The sequence below is a fragment of the Hymenobacter sp. 5317J-9 genome, from assembly GCF_022921075.1.
GTDB lineage: Bacteria > Bacteroidota > Bacteroidia > Cytophagales > Hymenobacteraceae > Hymenobacter.
This window is the reverse complement of the sequence record NZ_CP095050.1, coordinates 2,698,885-2,716,391: the sequence shown is the minus strand read 5'-3', so window position 1 is coordinate 2,716,391 and position 17,507 is coordinate 2,698,885. Positions and strand designations below refer to the sequence as shown.

At 62.5% G+C, this 17,507-nt stretch carries 16 protein-coding genes; 10 read left to right on the top strand and 6 right to left on the bottom strand.

Features of this window, described 5'->3' with window-relative positions:
• Positions 1-6 precede the first annotated feature (6 nt).
• Entirely contained in the window at positions 7-897 is an 891-nt protein-coding gene (locus MUN81_RS11485) for an ABC transporter ATP-binding protein (RefSeq protein ID WP_245110505.1), read from the bottom strand.
• 188 nt (positions 898-1,085) lie between these two features.
• On the opposite strand from MUN81_RS11485, the gene MUN81_RS22700 reads away from it, so the two are divergent.
• The 6 genes from MUN81_RS22700 to MUN81_RS11460 all read left to right on the top strand — a co-directional run bounded on the left by MUN81_RS22700 (position 1,086) and on the right by MUN81_RS11460 (position 6,771).
• Entirely contained in the window at positions 1,086-1,220 is a 135-nt protein-coding gene (locus tag MUN81_RS22700) for a hypothetical protein (protein WP_280638183.1), read from the top strand.
• Between the two features lie 230 nt (positions 1,221-1,450).
• The gene (locus MUN81_RS11480; protein WP_245110504.1) at positions 1,451-2,083 is read left to right on the top strand and encodes an FKBP-type peptidyl-prolyl cis-trans isomerase; all 633 of its coding nucleotides are present in this window, start codon (positions 1,451-1,453) and stop codon (positions 2,081-2,083) included.
• Positions 2,084-2,256: 173 nt separating this feature from the next.
• Positions 2,257-2,859 carry a hypothetical protein gene (locus MUN81_RS11475; RefSeq protein ID WP_245110502.1) on the top strand — a complete coding sequence of 201 codons (603 nt, stop codon included), beginning with the start codon at positions 2,257-2,259 and terminating at the stop codon, positions 2,857-2,859.
• A 107-nt stretch (positions 2,860-2,966) separates the two neighbouring features.
• The gene (locus MUN81_RS11470; protein WP_245110500.1) at positions 2,967-4,925 is read left to right on the top strand and encodes a KUP/HAK/KT family potassium transporter; all 1,959 of its coding nucleotides are present in this window, start codon (positions 2,967-2,969) and stop codon (positions 4,923-4,925) included.
• A gap of 113 nt (positions 4,926-5,038) precedes the next feature.
• Entirely contained in the window at positions 5,039-5,662 is a 624-nt protein-coding gene (locus tag MUN81_RS11465; protein WP_245110499.1) for an Ig-like domain-containing protein, read from the top strand.
• The gene (locus tag MUN81_RS11460; protein ID WP_245110497.1) at positions 5,641-6,771 is read left to right on the top strand and encodes an FG-GAP-like repeat-containing protein; all 1,131 of its coding nucleotides are present in this window, start codon (positions 5,641-5,643) and stop codon (positions 6,769-6,771) included. The genes MUN81_RS11465 and MUN81_RS11460 overlap by 22 nt, the downstream gene beginning before the upstream one ends.
• Positions 6,772-6,784: 13 nt before the next feature.
• Here MUN81_RS11460 and MUN81_RS11455 read toward each other — a convergent pair whose 3' ends face one another.
• On the bottom strand, positions 6,785-8,599 hold the full coding sequence (locus tag MUN81_RS11455) for a PDZ domain-containing protein (RefSeq protein WP_245110496.1): 1,815 nt from the start codon (positions 8,597-8,599) through the stop codon (positions 6,785-6,787).
• 250 nt (positions 8,600-8,849) lie between these two features.
• Here MUN81_RS11455 and MUN81_RS11450 point away from each other — a divergent pair, with 250 nt between their 5' ends.
• From MUN81_RS11450 to MUN81_RS11440, 3 genes are all read left to right on the top strand, one after another.
• Positions 8,850-9,560, top strand: coding sequence for a C40 family peptidase (locus MUN81_RS11450; protein ID WP_245110494.1), 711 nt, complete (start codon positions 8,850-8,852; stop codon positions 9,558-9,560).
• Between the two features lie 625 nt (positions 9,561-10,185).
• Entirely contained in the window at positions 10,186-10,626 is a 441-nt protein-coding gene (locus MUN81_RS11445) for a DUF2147 domain-containing protein (RefSeq protein ID WP_198976822.1), read from the top strand.
• Positions 10,627-10,821: 195 nt separating this feature from the next.
• A complete protein-coding gene (locus tag MUN81_RS11440; RefSeq protein ID WP_245110492.1) occupies positions 10,822-11,457 on the top strand; it encodes a hypothetical protein in 636 nt (211 codons plus the stop codon).
• Between the two features lie 71 nt (positions 11,458-11,528).
• Here the strand turns inward: MUN81_RS11440 and MUN81_RS11435 are convergent, their stop codons facing one another.
• Positions 11,529-13,607 (bottom strand): M1 family metallopeptidase, encoded by a 2,079-nt coding sequence (locus MUN81_RS11435; RefSeq protein WP_245110490.1) that lies wholly within the window; start codon positions 13,605-13,607, stop codon positions 11,529-11,531.
• Positions 13,608-13,781: 174 nt separating this feature from the next.
• Here MUN81_RS11435 and MUN81_RS11430 point away from each other — a divergent pair, with 174 nt between their 5' ends.
• Positions 13,782-16,049 (top strand): gliding motility-associated C-terminal domain-containing protein, encoded by a 2,268-nt coding sequence (locus MUN81_RS11430; protein ID WP_245110488.1) that lies wholly within the window; start codon positions 13,782-13,784, stop codon positions 16,047-16,049.
• A 13-nt stretch (positions 16,050-16,062) separates the two neighbouring features.
• Here MUN81_RS11430 and MUN81_RS11425 read toward each other — a convergent pair whose 3' ends face one another.
• The 3 genes from MUN81_RS11425 to MUN81_RS11415 form a co-directional block, all read right to left on the bottom strand.
• Entirely contained in the window at positions 16,063-16,716 is a 654-nt protein-coding gene (locus tag MUN81_RS11425; protein WP_245110487.1) for a cytochrome c oxidase subunit III, read from the bottom strand.
• A gap of 85 nt (positions 16,717-16,801) precedes the next feature.
• Positions 16,802-17,140: a hypothetical protein gene (locus MUN81_RS11420; protein WP_245110485.1), complete on the bottom strand. Its 339-nt coding sequence runs from the start codon at positions 17,138-17,140 to the stop codon at positions 16,802-16,804.
• The gene (locus MUN81_RS11415) at positions 17,133-17,378 is read right to left on the bottom strand and encodes a hypothetical protein (RefSeq protein WP_245110483.1); all 246 of its coding nucleotides are present in this window, start codon (positions 17,376-17,378) and stop codon (positions 17,133-17,135) included. Before MUN81_RS11415 ends, MUN81_RS11420 begins: the two co-directional genes overlap by 8 nt.
• Positions 17,379-17,507 lie beyond the last annotated feature (129 nt).

The following is a 17,507-nucleotide window of genomic DNA, read 5'->3' as shown; positions in this document are numbered from 1 at the left end:
TGAACATTATGCCGATACCGGCTGCGGCTGCCGCCGCGCTAGGCGGTGGAAGTACACGTCTTCCAGGGTGGCCTCCGCCGGCTGAAACTGCCCGTTGATGGGCACCTCGCTGAACACCCGCACGATGGGCTGCCCGGCCACCAGCTTCGAGGAAATCACCTCGTATTCGTTGCGCAGCTGGGCCAGCGCGGCTTTCTCGGTTTTGGTGCGGTACACCTTGCCCCGGATTTCGCCAATCACGTCGTTAGGCGAGCCGGTGGCCACCACTTCTCCGCCGGCAATGATGGCCATGTTCGGGCACAGCTCCGTCACGTCGTCCACGATGTGCGTGCTGAGTATCACCACCACGTTCTCCCCTATCTCGCTCAGCAAGTCCAGGAAGCGGTTGCGCTCGGTGGGGTCGAGGCCGGCCGTGGGCTCGTCGACGATGATGAGCTGCGGCGCGCCCAGCAGCGCCACCGCAATGCCGAAGCGCTGCTTCATGCCGCCCGAGTAGCCGCCCACGGCTTTCTTGCGCATGGTCCACAGGTTGGTTTGCTGCAACAGGTTCTCCACCGCGGCCTTGCGCTCGGCGGCGTCGCGCAGGCCTTTCAGCCCGGCGAAATAGTCAAGCAGCACTTCGGCGCTCACGTTGGGGTACACCCCAAATTCCTGGGGCAGGTAGCCCAGCACCCGGCGCACCGCGTCTTTCTCCCGCAGCACGTCGATGTTGCCGAGCCGGATGCTGCCGCTGTCGGGCTCCTGCAGCGTGGCAATGGTGCGCATCAGGCTGCTCTTGCCGGCGCCGTTGGGACCCAGCAGGCCAAACATGCCGTTGGGAATGGTGAGCGTGACGTTGTGCAGGGCGCGCACGCCGTTGGCGTAGGTCTTAGACAAGTTCTCAATGCGAAGCTCCATGAGTATAATGCAGTTAGAGTGACTGGGCAAAAGTGCGGTATCGTGGCACAGAAAGCATTTGAAAATGTCTCTTTTCCATTCCTTTTCGTGACATTGGCCCTATTTTATGCTGCATGCATAACATTTTACGTCGTTGTGCGTATCTTTGCACCAGTAAAACAATACCGGCCTGCTCCGGCCTAACCATTATGAAAAAGACCACTGCCCTATCCTTTTCCTCGCTGCTGCTGTTGGGCGGCGTCAGCTACCTGGCTGCCAAACTGGCCGACCTGGACCTGACGTTCTTCTTTGACGGCGACGACGACCACCAGCACTACTGCTAAGGGCCATTTGCCGCCGCATGGCCGCGTACTGCCCCATATTATAGAAAAAGCCCGGCCCGATTGCCGGGCTTTTTTGTTACACAGTCGGCCAATGCGACCGACGCCGGAGCTTCGGCCCGGCTTTTGGAACTTTGGCCCCCGAACGGCGTAACCCGTTCAGCTATTCTTTCACCGGCAGCGCCGGCTCCAACCCGGATTGTTTGCTGCCCCATTTCCCTTTTTACCCGTCTATGAATCTCGATTCCCACCAGGCTCAGGTGAGCTACATCATTGGCCGCGACCTGGCCCGCAACTTCGCCCAGCAGGGCCTCGACCTGGACATTGACACCCTGGCCGGCGCCCTCAAGGAAGGCTTGCAGGGCCTTCCCAGCCGCCTCACCCAGGAGCAGATGCAGGCCGCCATGCAGCAGCTGCAGGAGCAGATGGGCGGCGCCGAAGAAGATGACGACAACCAAGACCCCAACGCCATGAACAACAACAAAGCCGAAGGCGAAGCCTTCCTCGCCGAAAACGCCCAGAAGCCCGGCGTGCACACCCTGCCCAGCGGCCTGCAATACGAAGTGCTGACCGAAGGCACCGGCAAAAAGCCCACCCTGCGCTCGTCGGTGACCACGCACTACCACGGCACCCTCATCAACGGCAAGGTGTTCGACAGCAGCTACCAGCGCGGCCAGCCCGCCACCTTCCCCGTGAACGGCGTGATTGCCGGCTGGACCGAAGCCCTGCAGCTGATGGGCGAAGGCTCGAAGTACCGCCTTTACATCCCCTCCGAATTGGCCTACGGCAAGCGTGGCGCGGGCCGCGACATTCCCGGTGACACGGCCCTGATTTTCGACGTGGAACTACTGAAAGTGAACAACTGAGGGAACGTCGGGGCGAAGCCGGCCACCGGCGTTGCCCCGACCACCACGGCCGTGCCCGTGTGGCACCGGCCCACCAGCACCCAACCGGCTGTTTCTGAGCCCATGAACGACCTCGAAGCCCAGCCACCCGCTGACCAGCCCCCGTGGCCCCGGAACAACCTTCCGGGGCCGCTTTGCTGACTGCGCCCCCCGATGCCCCGGCCTCTGGCTTGGCTTATGCCCCGCCGGCGCCCGAGTTCTTCCCCATGCCAGCGCCGCTGCCTCCGCTCCCGCCGCTGGTGAGCGACGACGGCCGCGCCAGCCTCACCGATAGCACCCTCACCGTGCGGGGGCAGGAGTTTTTGCTGCGCGAGTTGGAGCGCGCCGAAGTGGCCCCCGTGAAGTGGATATTGTGGTACCTGCTGGGCGGGCTGGGCCTGGCCGCGGTGATGATAGCCTTCCTGCAAAACTGGCTGCACACCGGCCCGGCCATGCTGGGCATGGCCCTCACGGCGCTGCTGCTGGCCTATGGCCACCGGGGCACCAACCGCCTGCGCCTGCACCGCCTGGGCCGCGAGGCGGTAAACTTCGCGCTGCCCGGCGAAACACCCCCTTGGCAGCGCTTCGTGGCCGAAACCAACCGCCGAATCTTCCGGCTGCACGACCACGCGGCCCGCGAAGCCGCGGCCCTGCTCGCTGCCGCCGACGAAGCCCGCCGGCAGGCCGCCCTGGCCGCACAGGCCGACGCTGAAGGAGCAGATTATGGAAACAATAATCCTTTAAGCACCAGCCAGTAACCGAATAGTATTGGCCAGTGGTAGGCGCACGGCAGCGGTGTGCCTGCTACCTTCGCGCGCCGAATTCAGTTGGAGGCCAACGGCCACGGCAACTCGTTATCAGTATTATGGATTCCAAAAACTCACACAACGCCATTTCGGGGGCGGGGCTCCTCATTGCCCTGGGCATCATTTACGGCGACATTGGTACCTCCCCGCTTTATGTGATGTCGTCCATCCTCAAGGGCGCCATCGTGCCCGACCAGATTGACGAGCACCTGGTGCTCGGGGCCATTTCCTGCGTCATCTGGACGCTCACGCTGCAAACCACCATCAAGTACGTGCTGCTCACGCTGAACGCGGACAACAACGGTGAAGGCGGCATTTTTTCGCTCTACGCCTTGGTGCGGCGGCGCGGGGCGTGGCTGTCGGCGGTGGCCATCATCGGCGGCTCGGCCCTGCTGGCCGACGGCGTAATTACGCCGCCCATTTCGGTGTCATCGGCGGTGGAAGGCTTGAAGAACGTCTTTCCGCAGCTCACTCAAACCATTGTTGTATACATCGTTATCGGCATCATCGCGGGGCTGTTTCTGCTGCAAAGCTTTGGCACCCAGATAGTGGGCAAGGCATTCGGGCCCATTATGCTGTTGTGGTTCAGCATGCTGGGCGTACTGGGCGTGCTCTGGATTGTGCAGAACCCTATCATCCTGAAGGCTTTCAATCCCTATTACGCTTACGATTTGCTGGTGCGCTACCCCAGCGGTTTCTGGCTGCTGGGTTCGGTTTTTTTGTGCACTACGGGGGCCGAGGCGCTGTACTCGGACCTGGGCCACTGCGGCAAGGGTAACATCCGCATCAGCTGGACTTTTGTGAAGAGCACGCTGCTGCTCAACTACCTGGGGCAGGGCGCCTGGCTGCTGGGCCACCTGGGCGAGAAGCTGAACGGCCGCAACCCCTTCTATGCCCTTATGCCGCAGTGGTTTCTGCTCATTGGCATTAGCATCGCCACCATTGCGGCCATCATTGCGTCGCAGGCCCTCATCACGGGCTCGTTTACGCTGGTGGCCGAGGCCATTCGCCTGAATATGTGGCCCAAGGTGAAGCTCAACTACCCCACCGACGTGAAGGGCCAGCTCTTCGTGCCCAGCATGAACCGCCTGCTGCTGCTGGGCTGCATCGGAGTGGTGCTCTACTTTCAGGAGTCGACCAACATGGAAGCGGCCTATGGCCTGGCCATCACGCTCACCATGCTGATGACCACCATTTTGCTGTGCTTGTGGCTGCGCATGAAGAAGGTGGCTTTGCCCCTGATTGTGCTGTTTGCGGTGGTGTACGGGCTCATCGAGGGCTCGTTCCTGATTGCCAACATGATTAAGTTTCCGCATGGCGGCTGGGTATCGCTGGCCATTGGCGGCACGCTCATGGGCGTGATGTACGTGTGGCTCAAAGCGTACTACATCAAGCGCCGCCTCACCGAGTTTGTGCGCCTGGAGCCGTACGTAGACGCCCTCAAGCAGCTCAGCGACGACGACTCCATCCCGAAGTACTCCACCCACCTAGTGTTCCTCACCTCGGCCGAGCGCAGCTCCGAGATTGAGCAGAAAATCATCTATTCCATCTTCCAGAAGCGCCCCAAACGCGCTGACATTTATTGGTTTATCCACGTCGATACGACCGACGAGCCCTACACCATGGAGTATAAGGTGACGGAAGTAGCCAAGGACGACGTGTTCCGCATCAACTTCCGCCTGGGCTTCCGGGTGCAGCAGCGCATCAACCTGTATTTCCGCAAGGTGATTGAGGACCTGGTGCGCAACAAGGAAGTGGACATCACTTCGCGCTACGAGTCGCTGAGCAAGCAGCACGTCACCGGCGATTTCCGCTTCGTGGTGCTGGAGAAATTCCTGAGCATCGAGAACGACTTCCCCACCCTCGAGAAGCTCGTGATGCAGGCCTACTTCTACATTCGCCAGTTCATTGCTTCTGAAGACCAGTATTTTGGCCTCGACACTTCTTCGGTGAAAGTGGAGAAGGTGCCGCTGGTAATTGCGCCGGTGCGCGAGGTGGCTTTGAAACGAATCAAGTAGCCATCAGTCGTTGAAATAAGTTGTGAGCACCACCGTTGACTGGTAAACAAGAGCCCCGCGCACCTTGCGTGGGGCTTTTGTTTGACCATTTATTTTCCCCCTTTCCGTTGCCCGTGCTTCGTTTCTACTCTTTTAGCTGCCAATTACTGCCGGCCTGCATCCTGCTGGTGCCATTGGCAGCGTCGGCGCAGTTGCCCACTATTACGTCGGTGGTGCCAGCTCCTAATTCGCGCGCCGCCTCGCCTTCGGGCCCGGTTACGGTGACCTTCAATCAGCCGCTGTTGAGCACATCGGCCGGGGCGCTGAAAGTGTTTAGCGGCGTCCGGGGCGGCCAACGCGCACAGGGCGCTGCGGCAGTTGTGAGCGGCAACACGCTGCGCTTCACGCCCGGCCTTTACCCTTTCTCACCGGGCGAAACCGTGAGCTACACCCTGACGCAGGATGCCCGCAGCAGCAGCGGCGTGCTGGCGCAGCCACGGGTGGGCCAGTTCACGGCGGCGGTGAGCGGCGGCAACGGCTCCTTCGTGAAAGGGTCTGACCCGGCGGCCGGGTTTCAACCCATCACCGTAGTTGCGGGCGACGTGGACGGCGACGGCGACCTGGATTTCGTCACCGCCAACTTTCGTGGCCCCATCAGCGTGCGCCTGAACGACGGCCGCGGCACCTTCGGCCCCGGCCGGGACGTGAGCGTGAACGGCAACGTGCGCTCGGCGACGTGGACAGCGACGGGGACTTAGACCTGCTGGCCCCCGACTACAGCGACGACGCCGGCAACTCGGTGAGCGTGCGCTTCAACAACGGCCAGGGCGTGTTCAGCGGCAGCCAAAGCGTGCCCGTCAATAATGGGTGCTATGGCGCAGCATTGGGCGACGTGGACGGCGATGGCGACCTGGACCTGCTAACGGCCAACGGCCGCACCAACAGCGTGAGCATTCGATTCAATGATGGGCAAGGCGGCTTTAGCGGTAGCCAGAACATGGCCGTAGGCAGCAACCCGCACAACGTGGTAGTGGGCGACGTAGACGCCGACGGTGACCTGGACTTTCTCGTTGCCAACAGTAACGCCAGCACTGTGAGCGTTGGGCTCAATGATGGCCGCGGCACCTTCAGTGCGGGCTCGGTGGTGAGCGTGGGCGTCAACCCTTTCGGGCTGGCCGTGGCCGACGTGGATGGCGACGGCGACCTGGACCTGATAACGTGCAGCCCCAGCGCCGCCGGTGCCATCAGCATTCGCTTGAATAACGGCGGCGGCATTTTTGGCGGCGGGCAGGACTTACTCAACAACAATTCGAATGGCTACGGCGCTTTCAGTGTGACCACGGGCGACGTGGACGGCGATGGCGACCTGGACGTCCTCGCATCGAACGCCAACGGCGGAGGCCCTGGCAGCGTGCTGCTCGGGCTCAACAACGGCAGCGGCGGCTTCAGCGCGGGCCAGAGCGTGAGTGTGGGGCGGGCCACGCAGGGCGTGGCTGTGGCCGACGTGGACGGCGACGGCGACTTGGACATCCTGGCGGCCAATAGCAACGACAGCAACGTCAGCATTCGCCTGAATCAGAACAGCGGCGGCACGGCCGGCGCGCCCACCGACCGCCTCCTACCGAACATCATTACCCCCAACCACGACTCACAAAACGAATTTTTTGTCATCAATGAGCCCGCGCGCGGTCCGTGGGCCATCACGGTCTATTCCCGCTGGGGCCAGCGCGTGTACCACAGCCCCAACTATCAAAACGACTGGGGCGCCGACAGCCCGGGCGGAGTTTACTTCTACCTGCTAGAGCCCGCCGACGGCGGCCCGGCCAAAAAGGGTTGGGTGGAATGTGTGGCTGTGCAAACCGCTTAGGGTAAGTTAGGTGCTATTTGCCCAGCCACTTGGCCAGCACTTTTTGCTGTGCCTCGGTGGGGCTGGCTACCGGCTGAATCTGGTACTTCACGTCCGGGTTGGCCAGCATCTTGATTTTCAACTCGCGCGGCAGGCCGTCGCGGCGCACCTGCAGGGCCACTTCGTTGCCCACCGAACCGTTTACCAGCGACTTCACGGTTTCTTCGCTGGGTGCGGCGCCGTTGATGAGCAGGATTTCGTCGTTCACGTTCAGGCCGGTGTTCCAAGCGGCGCCGTCGCGCACCACGCTGGTCACGAGCAGCTTGCCCGAGCGGTTGGAGAAATTGGCGCCCAGCGTGCCGGTGGTGGTGAGGGGTGCCTTGCTGAGCGCGAGGCCGGCGTAGCCGAGGGCCGTGGCGTAGTCAATCGGCTTGGTGCCGTACACGCTGTTTTTGAAGAAGTCATCGAAGCGGCGGCCGGCCACCGTGGCCACGGCATCCTGATACTCCTGGTCGGTGAAGCCCCGGCCGGCCTTCTTGTAATAGGTGTCGTAGAGCAACCGGAAAACGTCGTCGAGATGCTTCTGGCCCTTGGTGGCTTCGGCAATGTTCAGGTCGAGCCAAGTACCAATCAGGTCGCCCTTGGAGTAGTAGCTGATTTGGGTATTGTTGGCGTTCTCGTTGGGGCGGTAGTACTTAATCCAGGCATCAAAGCTCGATTCGGCGGCCGACTGAATGCGGTTGCCGGGCGTGTTTTCCACCTCCCCGATGGCATTGGCCAGCCGGCCCAAGTACTCCTCGCGGGAAAGCACGCCGGCCCGCTCCAGGATTTGCTTGGAATAATATTCCGTCATGCCCTCACTCACCCACAGCATGTTGGTGTAATTTTCCTCGTCGTAGTTGAAGGGTCCCAGCGCTTTGGGCCGGATGCGCTTCACGTTCCAGAGGTGGAAGTACTCGTGCGCCACCAGCCCCAGGAAAGACTTCATGCCGGCATCGGTGCCGTACACGGTGCGGCCCACCTCCAGCGTGGTGGAGTACAAGTGCTCCAGGCCGCCGCCGCCGCGCTCCAGGTTGTGCACGATGAACAGGTAGTGGTCCAGCGGGTTCTGGCCCACCACGCGGTGCGCCTCTTCGCACACCTTCTTCATGTCGGCCACTATTTTGGCGTCATCGGCCTGGTAAGTGCCGTACATGGCCACCTGGTGCGGCGTGCCGTTGGCAGTAAATTCCAGCACTTTGTGCGTGCCAATTTCCATAGGCGAATCAGCCAGTTCGTCGTAGCTCGCGGCTTTGTAGGTGAACTTGCCCGGGCCGGGGCGCAGGGCCGTGCTCACCTGCGTCCAGCCGGAGGCGGGCTGCACGGTCACGGTGCTGCCCAGCATCTTGTTGTCGGCGGGGTACATAAACACGCTGCTGCCGTTGAGGTAGCCGTGGTCGGCGTCAATGAAAGACGTCCGAACCGACAGTTCGAAAGCGTACACCCGGTAGCTCACCTGGAAGTTGGCCTGCTTGGGGTGACGCACTCGCCAGGTGTTTTTGTTGAGCTTCTCCACGGCCAGGGCCTGCCCGCCGGCCGTGCGGGCCTGAAAGCCCTCCACGTTTTTGGAATACTCGCGCACCAGGTACGAGCCCGGCGCCCACACCGGCATTTTCACGTCGGTGTATTCGGCCGGGAAGCCGCCCAGCTCCATCTTCACTTCAAAGTAGTGCGTCTGCGGAGCGGGCATAGAAAGGCTGTAGCGAAGGGTGGGCACCACGGCCGCGGGCGGCGTGGTGGCCAGGACGGGCCCGGCCAGCAGCAGGGCCGCAGCGGCCTGGCAAAGCATCAAGGTTGAATTTCTGGGCATGTATGATGTTTGATGGGAAAGACAAGCACAAACGTACGCCGGTCAAAACCGTTCAACCTACGGGCGGGTCGCGCCGTTAGGCTCCACGGCAGCACTTATTTTTCCCTTAGCATTTCTTGAAGAGCAGCATATGCGCATTATCTGGCTGGTTTTTGTGGGGCTGATTGCAGCCATGGCGTTGGTGCTGCCCCGGCTGAATCGCGCGCCCGGGCCCCATACTTCGGCGGCCCCGACCGAAGGCAGGCCCGCTATGACTCCCCCCACCTCCTCATTTGCGGGCCTCCGCGAGCCGTCTGCCCCGGCCCTGGCCGCTACCGCCGACAGCGTAGTGGCTTTTGGCCTGGCCCAGCGCGGCACGCCTTACGTGTATGCCGGCGTGTCGCCGCTCACGGGATTCGACTGCTCGGGGTTCATCATGTACACGTTTGCGCGCTTTGGCGTGGCCGTGCCGCACTCCACCGCCCTGCTCATCGACGTGGGCCGGCCCGTGCCCCGCGCTGAAGCCCAGCCCGGCGACATTGTGGTGTTTACGGGCACCGCTAACCCGAGCACCACACCCGGCCACGCGGGCATTGTCATCTCGCGGCGCGGCGAAACGCCCTTGCGTTTTGTGCACGCCTCCTCCTCGCGCCGCGAGCCCTTCGTGAAAGTCAGCCAGGTAGAGAATTCCGACTACGAGCGGCGCTTCATGCAGGTGCGCCGTGTGCTGGGCCAGCCAAACCTGGCCGCCACCCGGCCCGCCCCGACCAAACCAACTGCCAAAGCGCCCATAGCGGCGCTCCCAGCGCGCCAGGTAGCCGTAGCGCCCGCACCTGCGCCGGCCTTGCCCAAAACGCTGGCCCTCAATCCCGTGGCGCACCCGGCCAGCAAAAAACCGGTGATTAAAAAAGTGCCTGTCCCAAAGAAGGCAGTGCCCGCTAGCAAGCGCAAAGCGTCGGCAACGTCAAGCGTCCGAAAATAGGCCTACCGGCACAAGCTGCCCACCGGCCCAAACGCAGCGATGCCCGGCCTGCCTCTGCCGTCCCACTAAAGGGCGACTGGACAAACCGGGCATCTAATCCTTCAAATCTTACCAAGCGGCGAAACTGGGGTACAGTTCCGGCGTCTTTCAAGATAAGACCTGGCCGAATGTGGGCAGCCTTAGGAGCTACCCCACGAAGCTGTTGTTAGGCGCGTACTGCGGTGAAGCGTACGACATTCGACAGGCTTGGCAGGATTTGGTTGGGACTACTAGACATTTTGTACCTCCTTTCTTTACGTTCGACATAACACTTGCTCGCGCGGCCCAGCACCTTAGGGCTGCTTGAGCAAGGCCGTAGCACTCACTACTGAGCGGTAAAGTTAATAGCGGGCGGTAAGGTTCAAAATTTGCCGGCTAAATTTTGCAGAAATCGGGCCCTGGCGGTGCTTTAGGCCTGATTAACAGTGCTATTTATTTTAGCCTCGACCTTAATTTTATGGTTAGCGGCTGGGCTTTCAGAACTTGGCCGTAAACTTGCCTTAACGTGGGAAACGCTGCCGGCGGGCCCTCCGGATTTTTTTTGACTACCTTTTCTCTTCAAACCCACCTCTTGCTCTTTTCAACAATGAAAAAAACACTGCTCCTGCTCGTTGCTCTCGTGCTGGGCGTCGCCCGTATGGCCTCTGCCCAAACCATGTCGCCGCTGGGCATCTGGACGAATGCGGAGAAAAAAGCCACGTTCGAGATTTACAAGTGCGGCGACAAGCTGTGCGGCAAAATCGTGACCCTGACCGTGCCCAACGACCCAGCCACCGGCAAACCCAAAACCGACTCCCAAAACCCCGACCCCAAGCTGCGCAACCGCCCACGCCTGGGCCTGGTGTTCATGCAGGGCTTCAAGTACGACGACGACAACAAGTGGGACGACGGCAAAATCTACGACCCCGAAAGCGGCAAGACCTACTCGTGCTACATGAAGATGGAAAACGCCAACACCATGGAAGTGAAGGGCTACATCGGCTTCTCGCTCATCGGCAAGTCGCAGACCTGGACCCGCGTGAAGTAAGCCACGGCCGCGCGCCAGCGCCGGACGCCTCGCAAAGCCGGCTCCCGCTCGGGGGCCGGCTTTTGCATGTGGCACGATATCGGCAAGCGCCGGACCAAACCGGCGCCGCAGGCGCCCAAACCGGCCCTTTGCCCGCCCAAGCGCGCTAAACTATTTGCCCCAGCCGGTGTTTCGACTCCATTAACGCCTAAGCTCTTGTTCGATTTTCTCCAGAAATTATTTCGGCCGCAGGCCACCACGCACGCCCCGTGGCGCTCGGTGAAGCTCTCGCCGGGCCAGGCGGCGCGGCACGCCCGCTGGGTGGAGCAGCGCGTGTTTCTGAACTGGCTCGGGCCGTACTACAAGGCCTACCACCTGCACAAAGGCGGTGCAGGCGGCAGCCGCGGCTTGCGCGTGGAGCCGCTGCGAGAAAGCGGCCGTCAGGGCGTGCTGCTGTTCTTCGACGACAGCATTGGGCCGGGCAACTTTCGGCATTTCTACGAGCACCTCGGCGAGCGGGTGCTGGCCCTGGGCTACCACCGCGCCTGCGCCGACCGTGGCGTGCAGCAGCAGGCCGGCCACACCGAAACCACCCTCAAGCAGCTTTTCAAGCCCAACCCCACCGACTGCCCCACCACCGGCCACTGCAACCAGCGCTTCGGTCTTATCACCATCGACCTGGTGGCCCTCGACGGCGAACCCTTCTTCATTCGCCTGGCCACCAACGCCCTGCTCGAACCCTGCTTCACGCCGGCGTGCTCGTTTGAGGAGCTGCTGAAAAGCCTGCTCGATGCCCCCATGCCCGACCCGGCCACGCAGGCCCGCGTTGCGGAATACCACGACACATTTTAGCGGCGGCTAATACATAAAAAAGGACGACGGCCTTGGTGGCCGTCGTCCTTTTTTATTGATAACCAAATCGATTATTCCCGCACAAAACGGCCCTGCCCCAGTAGTTCGCCATTGCTACCCAGCAGACGCAGCTGGTAAAGGCCCGGAAGTAAGGTGCGGGTGTCGAGCCGGGGCTGGCCGGCCAGGATGCGCGCGCGCAGCACCACGCGGCCCGTGGCGTCGAGCACCTGGGCCGCGGCAGCCGGCGCACCGGGCAGCTGCAGCTCGTCGCGGCACGGGTTGGGGAAAACGGCCAGCACCGGCGCCTGGGCGCCCGCACGTGCGGCAAGCAAGGTATTGTCGCGCACGGCCGACGAGCCCGGCAAGTCCATTATCCACTGGTCGGGGTCGACGGCTACGCTCGTTACGGTGCTGTTCACGGTGAGCAGGTAGGTTTCGGTGGGGTTGGCCTGGTGCAGGCGGACGGTTTGGGTAGTGCCGTTGGCGAAGGTGAGGCGGTAGTCGACGTCGGTTTCGAAAAAGGGCGTGGTGCCCGGCACGGAAGCCGTTTCGGTCACGCGCAGCACGAAATTGGTGCCGCCCTGGTTCCAGCGCCCGTTGAAGGTGGGGTAGCCACGGCCCCGAAACCACTGTTGAAAGAAATACCCCAGCGGGCGCCCGGCCTCGGCCTCAAAAATGCGCTGCAGGTCGGCCGTGCGGGCCGTCGAGCCGCGGAACTGGCTCTGATAGGTGCGCAGCGCCCGGAAAAACTTGGCGTCGTCATTCAGCAGGTAGCGGAGCATGTGCACCACGCCGGCGCCCTTTTTATAAGTCAGGTAGTAGTCGAAAATACGGCCGACGTTGGTGGTGTCAGGGACGTAAATCGTACCCGTCGAAGACTGCGCGTAGAAGTGCGCGTTGTTCATCCAGCCGCGCGCATCGCCGGGCTGCCCAAAAGCCTGTAAAGACAGGTACTCGCCGTAGGAGGCAAAGCTTTCGTTCAGCCAGATGTCTTCCCAGCTGGCGCAGGTCACGTTGTCGCCAAACCACTGGTGAAACAGCTCGTGGGCCGTGAGGGTGAACTCGAAGCCATCCTGCGAAGTCATGGTCTGGTGCTCCATGCCGCCGTAAATGGGCACCGTGGTATGACCGTACTTCTCGTTGGCAAAAGGATAAAGCCCCACCAGCGACGAGTAGTTTTCGATGAAGCCGGCCGTGCGATTGATGTCTGACTGCCAGAAGTTGAGGTAGCTTTGGTTGTAGACGTAGTTGATGATGGGAATGGCCGGCCCGCCAGCGGGATGCGCCGTGGTAACGTATTCTACATAGGGCGCCACCGACACCGAAATCAGGTAGTAGTCGATGGGGATGCGCGACTTCCACTCGTAGCGCACCTTGTTGTTGGGCAGCGTCACGGTGCGGTTCAGCACACCGTTGGAACCCACTTTATTGGGCAGCGAGGTGGTCACCCACACGTCGGACGAGTCGGCTTTGTCGGTGAGCACCTGCTTGCACGGAAACCACTCGTGGGCCGAAAACGGCTCCGACAACGACCACGTGACGTTGTAGGGAAAAGTGGTGGAGCTGGAATTGGTTTCGAAGTGCACCGTGCTGGTCGTGCTCAGGCCGTTGCCAATGGCGGCCGAGTTGCCGCTGGGCGCCGTGCCGTGGTAATAAATCCGGGCGTCGGCCAGGGTGCCCACGGCGGCCGGCTGCACCAGCGCGGCGGTGGCGTCGTTGCCGCTGCGGCGGATGCCAGGCGAGCGCCGGCCATTCACCACCACCGAATCGATGAGCAGCGTGGCCGAGCCCGCGGGCGAGCCGGCCGGCGCTTGGTACAGCTCAAAGGCCAAGGAGTCGAGGGCCTGGGAGCCTCGCACCTGCACGCGCATCCACACTGAGCCGGCCACGTTCAGCGAAAAGTTTTCCATGGCCAGGTCGAGCTTGTAATACTTCACGTCGTAGCGCTCCATTTTGGCGCGGTGCCGCACCGACGCCGTAGCTGTGCGCGCGGCAGCGTTTACGTGCGCTTTGGCGCACAGCAAGCCAGCATCCTGGTCGGGCCGGGGAAGCATGCTGGTCAGCGCCGCGGCGGGCGGGGTTTGGGCCGCCAGCGGGGCCGCTGCCCCCATAAAACAGGAGGCAAGAAAAGCGTAGAAGAAACGTTGCATATAAGAAATTGAATGGCAACAATATGAGAAAGAGGCTGTAGCTGAGCGGGGCTATGCGCGGGACAAGGTACGGCGGTTCAGCTCGTTGGCAAACGCGCCGGCGCATCGGAAGTTGACCGGCCCGGGCGTATATTTCGGCTTAATTCAGGATTTTCTACGCTTTTTCCGCTACCCATGTCCATCCCCCTTCGTCTGCCGGGCGCGGCGCGGCTGCTTGTTGTGCTGCTGTGTGGGTTTTTGGGGATGGCCCGGCCGGCGCAGGCCACGCACATCGTGGGCGGCGAAATGGAGCTGGTGCATAATAGCGGCGAAACCTACACGCTGCTGCTCAACCTGTATTTTGATGCGGCCAACGGCAGCGCCAGCGCCCTCGACGCCGACCTGACCGCCAGCATCTTTGAAAAAGCCACCAACCAGCGCATGGGCAACGTGGTGCTGCCCCTCACCAGCAACACCTTCGTCAACTACACCAACCCGGCCTGTGCCAAGCCCACGCTCAGCACCCGCCGGCTGGTGTACAGCAAGGTTATCACGCTGCCGCCGGGCACTTACAGCAGCGTGCAGGGCTACTACGTGGCCGTGGAGCGCTGCTGCCGCAACAACAGCATCAGCAACATAGTGGCACCCGGCAACGCGGCCCAAACCTTCTACCTGGAGTTTCCGGCCGTGGTGCGCCGCGGCCAGCCGTTCTACGACTCCACGCCGCGCATCTTCCCGCCTTTGGCCGACTATGCCTGCCGCAATGAGCTGTTTTACTACGATTTCGGTGGTCAGGATGCCGATGGCGACTCGCTAGTGTACGACCTGGTGACGCCGCTCAACGGCCACTCCAACACCAATACGCCCAAACCGGCTTCGGCCGAGCCTGCACCCTACGCCCCCATTGCCTGGAGCGGCGGCCTGAGCACCCTCAACCAGATTCCGGGACGCCCTACGCTGAGCATCAACCGGGCCACCGGCCGCCTCACCGTGCGGCCCACCGACCTGGGCCTGTTCGTGTTTGGGGTGCGGTGCTCCGAGTACCGCAAGGGCGAAAAAATCGGGGAGTCGCGCCGCGACTTTCAGCTCATGGTGCTGAACTGCTCGCCCAATACCAAACCCAATCTGGTGCTGTTTCCGACGCCCAGCAACCCGACACCGTATCGGCCGGGGCGCGACACGCTGCACCTAGTGCCGGGCGGCAACCGGTGCGTGCGCCTGCGCTTCACCGACCCCGACCCCAACTCCCGTCTTACGCTCTCGCTCAGCCCGGTCAATTTTACGGGCCTGCTGCCCAGCTTTTCCACTGCTTCAAGTGGAGCCGTACGCAGCCCTGGCTCGCCCGACACGCTCACGGCTACGCTGTGCTTCCCGGAATGCATGAACTCGCAGGGCAAGGTGTACCTGCTGGATGTGGTGGTGGGCGACGACGGCTGCAGCCTGCCCAAGCGCGACACCGTGCGCGTGGCGTTTACGGCGGTGCCGCCGCCCAACTCGCCGCCCCTGCTCACCACTACGGCCAGCCCCACACGGCCCATTAGGGTGCACATCGGCGATTTGGTAAGCTTCGACCTCACCGGCACCGACCCCGACAACGACCCCGTGCAGCTGGAAATGACCGGTGCCGGCTTCAGCCCTACCGGCTTGGGCGCCACGCTCTCGCAGGGCACTTCGGGACGGGAGCAGCGCGGGCGCTTTACCTGGCGCGTCGACTGCCGGGCCGTGGGGCCCGACTCCGTGTTTACGTTTCAGTTTGCGGCGGCCACCCAGCCCTGCAACGGCCGCCAGGCCATGACGCTCAGCGTGCCGTTTGTGGTACAGTACGGCAACCGGGCGCCCACCCTCACCTCCGACCTGCCCGCTGCCAAGCCCGGTGAAGACCTGCCGCTGATAGAGCTGCCGTTGGGCCAGCAATACACGGCGCACTTCTCGGGCGTAGACCCTGACCGCGACGGCCTCACCCTGATAGCCACCGGCAACACCCTGGAAGGCAAGGAAGGCTTCGATTTGAGCAATGCCGGCATGCGCTTCGAGGCGCAAAATGGCAGCGGCGTGGCCACGGGCACCTTTCGCTGGGATGTGAGCTGCGCGGCCGCCAACCTGCACCGCGACCTGGTGGTGACGTTTCAGCTAATTGATGCGACCTGCCGGCCGCTGCCGCAGCAGCAACGCGTGCGCCTGCGGGTCCTCAGCCCCGACACGGTGGCCGTGAAGCTCTACAATGTCATCACGCCTAACAACGACCGGCAAAACGACGAGTTTCGCCTGCCTGAGCTGCCGCCCAACTTCTGCGATTCGCAGTTCATCGGCGTCAAGATTTTTTCGCGATGGGGCCAGCAGGTGTTCGAGTCGGCCGACCGGGAATTCCGTTGGCCCGGCCAGGGCAGCGCGGGCGTCTACTACTATTACATCACCTACACCGACGGCCGCCGCTTCCGGGGTTGGCTCGAAGTCATTCCCTAACGTAGCAGCCGGCTTAGTAGAGGAATAGGAATACCGCAAAGAGCAGCACCCACAGCACATCGATGAAGTGCCAGTATGTGCCCAGCAGTTGCAGCTGGCGCCGGTAATATGGGTTGCGGATGAAGACCAGTGTGCGCACCGCGTCGCGCCCGTTGTGCAGCACGCGCAGCAAAAAAGCCAGCAGAAACAGCATGCCGCCCAGCAAGTGGGCCACGTGCAGGGCCGAAATCAGATAAATAAACTGCCCGCTGCTCTTGCTGCCCGGGCCTCCAAACGGCACGCCGTGGGCCAGCAACTCGCGCCAGCCCAGCACCTGCAAGCCCGCAAACACGCAGCCCAGCAGCAATGTGGCGCCCAGGCAGCGGCCCAGGCTGGCCAGGTCGTCCTGCGCGTAGAGCCGCGGCGCCTGCGCTATGGTGTAGCTACTCAGCACCAGCACAATGGTGCTGAGTGAAAAGTAGCGGGGCAGCGGATGCAGGCCCGTGGGCACGCCGTTTTGCAGCCGCGCCGCAGCGTAGGCCGCCACCAGCACCACAAACATGACGCTGATGGCCAGCAGCGCCAGGTATAGCGCCATCATCAGGGGCGGCATGCGTTCGATGCGCCCAAACGGCGAGGGCCGCCGGCGGGCATCTACCCGGTTTTTGGGGTTTGGTTCGGAGCTCATGAAGGCGGGCCAGGGGGTACACTCTCCAAACTAACCGGGAAAAAATTAGTTGCAAAAAGCCCGAATTTAGCCTCCTGAAACCGCGCTATTTGAAGAAGGAGCCAATCTTGCCCAGCACGGCGTTCAGCGTGATTTTGGGGCTGCGCTGCACGCCAAACGTGACGTAGGTTTTGCCACCCACGCGCAGGTCGAGCACCCAGCCCAGCTGCCGGGCCAGGTCGTTGAGTTGCTGCAGCGGGTCGGGTCCCGGCGGTTTGGGGGCTTTGGGGGCGCCCGGCGCTTTGGGCGGGCCGGCCGTGAGTTGGTCGAGCACCTGTTGGCTGGGGATGTTGAGAATGAGGTAGGTGCCCGCTGCGGCCAGCTGCAGCGGGTGCCCGTTCCAGGTAATGACGAGCTGGGCGTCGATTTCGAGGGCGCTAGGCACCGGGCTGGGAAGTACTGGCCGGCAATTGGGGAGCGCTGCCCGAGGGCTGCTCGCCGCGCGTGCGAATGCGCAACGAGCCGTTCAGCTTCCAGGTGGCCGCGGGGGCGTTGGGGTTCTGGGGATTAGGCACCTGGAGTTCCATTTGTTCGAAGGCGCAGCTGAGCTCGACGCCGCCCGACAGCTTGCCAAGCAAGGAAGCGGCCATGTCGGCCCAGTTAGAAGAAGTGTTTTCGGGCATGATTGTGGAATGAGGGGTGTAGCAGTATGGGCCCGCCGTGCGGACGCGGAGGGGCCGCAAAGTACGGTCCTGCTTCTGCTAACGCAACGCGCCAAATCGGGTTGCCGTACGCGGCCCACTCCCAATTGA